The sequence below is a fragment of the Clostridia bacterium genome (assembly GCA_014360065.1).
GTDB lineage: Bacteria > Bacillota > DSM-521 > Neomoorellales > JACIYF01 > JACIYF01.
The window spans coordinates 1-3,604 of sequence record JACIYF010000184.1 but is presented as its reverse complement, the minus strand read 5'-3'; the positions used below and the strand labels follow the sequence as shown (position 1 = coordinate 3,604).

At 54.1% G+C, this 3,604-nt stretch carries 3 protein-coding genes; 2 read left to right on the top strand and 1 reads right to left on the bottom strand.

From position 1 onward, the window contains the following. Window positions 1–176 precede the first annotated feature (176 nt). The gene (locus H5U02_14615) at window positions 177–1,478 is read right to left on the bottom strand and encodes a HAMP domain-containing protein (protein MBC7343654.1); all 1,302 of its coding nucleotides are present in this window, start codon (window positions 1,476–1,478) and stop codon (window positions 177–179) included. A gap of 147 nt (window positions 1,479–1,625) precedes the next feature. On the opposite strand from H5U02_14615, the gene H5U02_14610 reads away from it, so the two are divergent. Both H5U02_14610 and H5U02_14605 read left to right on the top strand, forming a co-directional pair. Next, window positions 1,626–1,901 (top strand): ACT domain-containing protein, encoded by a 276-nt coding sequence (locus tag H5U02_14610; protein MBC7343653.1) that lies wholly within the window; start codon window positions 1,626–1,628, stop codon window positions 1,899–1,901. A 22-nt stretch (window positions 1,902–1,923) separates the two neighbouring features. Beyond that, window positions 1,924–3,291: a PFL family protein gene (locus H5U02_14605; GenBank protein MBC7343652.1), complete on the top strand. Its 1,368-nt coding sequence runs from the start codon at window positions 1,924–1,926 to the stop codon at window positions 3,289–3,291. Window positions 3,292–3,604 lie beyond the last annotated feature (313 nt).

The following is a 3,604-nucleotide window of genomic DNA, read 5'->3' as shown; positions in this document are numbered from 1 at the left end:
CTCCGGCGGGCTTCCTGGCGTATTCGGCATAACTTATCCCTTGGGGATTTACCCAAGAACTGGGAGCGACGTCGAACATGGGTGAGCTTGGGCCAAAGTCGGGAAATGCGGCGGCCCTCACTGGAAGTGAGGGCCGCCATAAGGGTACTGGTATTATGGCGTGAAATTGTCTGGTTTTAGAGGCGGAATTGGGCGGTAGCCTGAGTCAGGCGATCCCCTACCTCGGTCAGCTTCGCGGCCTGCTGGGCAACGCTCTCTACGGCCGATGACTGCTCCTCGGCGCTGGCGCTGATTTCTTCCGCTCCAGCAGCCAGCTCTTGGGTGATGGCTGCCACTTCGCTGCATTGGCGGTTGACTTCCTGGGCAAATTGGCCCATAGCTTGGTAGCGCTCCGCAGTTTGGTCGAATTTGTTGGTCATGCTCTTGGTGGCAGTCTGGATTTGTTCCAGTACTTGTTGCACTTCTTCCACCTTGGTAACGCCGTTTTGGACCTCGCTGGTGCCGGACTGGATGGTTTGGGCGGCAGCGTCGGTCTCCTGCTGGACGTCCTTAATGAGCTTACCTATCTGGCTGGCCGCGTCAGCCACTTGCTCAGCCAGCTTTCTCACCTCTTCGGCTACCACGGCGAAGCTACGACCTTGTTCTCCGGCCCGAGCAGCTTCAATGGCCGCGTTGAGGGAGAGGAGATTGGTCTGGTCGGCGATGCTGGTTATAAATTCAACGATTTTACCAATCTCCCGCGAGCGCCCCTTGAGAGTCAAGACCGATTCAGCCGACGAGGTCACCTGCTGGTGGATGGATTGCATCTTAGCCACGGCTTCCTGAGATACCTGGTTGCCTTTTTGCACTGCCTCCAACACCAAACCGGCCTTGCTGCGCAGATCATTGATGTCGGCAGTTGCCTGTTGAATCTGGGCCAGGAGCTGCTCCACGCTGGTTACCGTATCGTTGACTTTCTGAGTTTGCTCTTGTATGCCCTGAGCCATCTGTTGAATAGTAGCTGCCACCTGCCGGCCTCCGGTCCCTACTTGTTCAGCCGTAGTAGCTAATTGGTGCCCGGCGACGTTGATGGCATCCACAGAATTCTTGATTGCCTCTGCAGCCTGGCGCAAACTATACAAGGCTTGGTTATAAGCTTTGGCCAACTGGCCCATTTCATCATTCCGGGCTTCAACTTCGGTTTCAGCCAGATTCCCCTGGGCCAAAGCAGTAAGGCCGTTGTTTAGCTTTTCCAGCGGCTTTAGAACTAGGGTAGAGTTCAACAAATAGAGGGCCAACATGATCAGGATCGTGTTAAAAAGGATCTGAAATATGACCTCTGCTCCTGGCGGTATGGCTCCAGCCTGTTCGGCCCAGTTTAAAAATAGCTTGCCGATCAGGTGGCCGATTACGATGGCGATCACGGCTCCCAAGCTAAACTTAAACTGCAACGTCCTAGTAGTTGATAGGGTCTTGGTAGGGGTTTCTTGGTTGCTCACTTTTTAGTTGCTCCTTCTTCCTTGGAATTCTATCGTCTCATAAGTAGTTTTCGGAGCAAACTCTTGCAATCTTTATATAGCCGGGAAGATGTTATAATAACTCCATAGCAAGTTGAGTCTGGTGTGTTTGGAAAGGAGCTAGCGGCAATGGATAATCGCGCCATCGTCACGGTAGTCGGAAAGGACCGAGTAGGTATTATTGCTGCCTTGTCTTCAATCTTGGCTGAGGCCAATGCCAACATCGTTGATATTAGTCAGACCATCCTGCAGGAGTTCTTCACCATGGTTATGATTGCTGATCTGAGCGGGTGCACCTTGGACCTAGCGGAACTTCAGGACCGTTTGGCTCGCAAAGGTGAGGAGTTGGGAGTAAAAGTCACGGTCCAACATGAGAAGGTCTTCGGCTATATGCATCGAGTGTAATCTAACCTAGGAGGCTTAGCCAATGCCGTTATCCTTTACGTGGCAAGAGATCATGCAGACTATACGGATGCTTCAAGTCGAAAACCTGGATATCCGTACTATTACCATTGGCATCAGCTTGCGAGATTGTGCTGGCAAGGACCTTTCCTCCATGCAGGCCCGGATCGAGGAGAAGATCAAGCGCTATGCAGGCCGACTGGTAGAAGTGGCCGGGCAGCTGGAGCGGGAGCTAGGTATTCCTATCATTAACAAACGGATTGCAGTTACACCCATCGCTTTTTTGGTGGAGGATCTGGACAAAGACGACACCTTGGCAATTGCCCAGACTTTGGACAAGGCTGGGGCCGAAGTGGGGGTGGATTTTGTTGGCGGTTTTAGCGCTTTGGTCCACAAAGGGTTCACTCGTGGCGATCGCCAGCTGATTCTTGGTATTCCCCAAGCGTTGGCTACCACCGAGCGGGTGTGCGCCTCAGTCAATGTGGCCAGCACCAAGTCTGGCATCAACATGGATGCAGTGGGCCTAATGGGTCGGATCATTAAAGAGACTGCCAAGCTTACTGCCGATCGTGACGGCATCGGCTGCGCCAAGCTAGTAGTGTTCAGCAACGCTCCTGAAGACAACCCTTTCATGGCCGGGGCCTTTCATGGGGTAGGCGAACCGGAGGCGGCCATCAATGTGGGGGTCAGCGGGCCGGGGGTGATACGAAGGGCAGTGGAAGAGGAACCAGATGCAGATCTGGGAGCCTTAGCTGAAAAAATCAAGAAGATGGCTTTTAAGATAACTCGCATGGGGGAGCTGGTAGGCCGGGAAGCCTCGCAGCGCTTGGGTATACCCTTTGGGATAGTCGATCTATCGTTGGCGCCAACGCCGGCGGTGGGCGATAGCGTGGCCGATATTCTTGAGGCTATGGGATTGGAACGCTGCGGTACCCATGGTAGCACGGCCGCTTTGGCTCTCTTAAACGATGCTGTGAAGAAAGGCGGGGCTATGGCGTCCTCCTACGTGGGGGGGCTTAGCGGCGCCTTTATTCCTGTCAGCGAAGATGCTGGTATGGTTCGGGCGGCAGAGGCCGGAACCTTGACGGTGGATAAGCTGGAAGCCATGACCAGCGTATGCTCAGTGGGGCTGGACATGATTGCCATCCCTGGAGACACGCCCGCTGAGACCATAGCCGCTATTATTGCCGATGAAGCCGCCATAGGAGTCATTAACAGGAAGACCACGGCGGTGCGGTTAATACCGGCGCCAGGGAAGAAAGCGGGCGACCGGGTGGAATTCGGTGGCCTGTTGGGGCAAGCTCCGGTGATGCCCATAAACCAGGCGGGAGCAGCCACATTCATTCACCGGGGCGGGCGCATTCCTGCTCCGATCCAGGCCTTAACCAACTAGGGCTAATTGGAGGTTTTGGCAGGACTTTGCAGGCCCGTAAGCGAATCCCTCTCTCGGAAATTTTTTCTTGATCCAAAATTGGCCATTGGGAAGCAAAGCCGAGGGAGGGATAAAATTGAGCCTTATTCGCAAGAATGGTTGGCAGTTCCTGGCTTTTGCCTTGCTTTTGAGTTTGAGCCTGACCCTTCTGGTTTCAGGTTGCCGGTGGTCCAAAACGGGGAATTCGGAGCAAGGGGGCAAAGATAAGCGGGAACCTGCGTCAGGTTATTATGCTCAAGCTAGGGCTGAGCAAACCTACTTGGTAGCCAAGGCT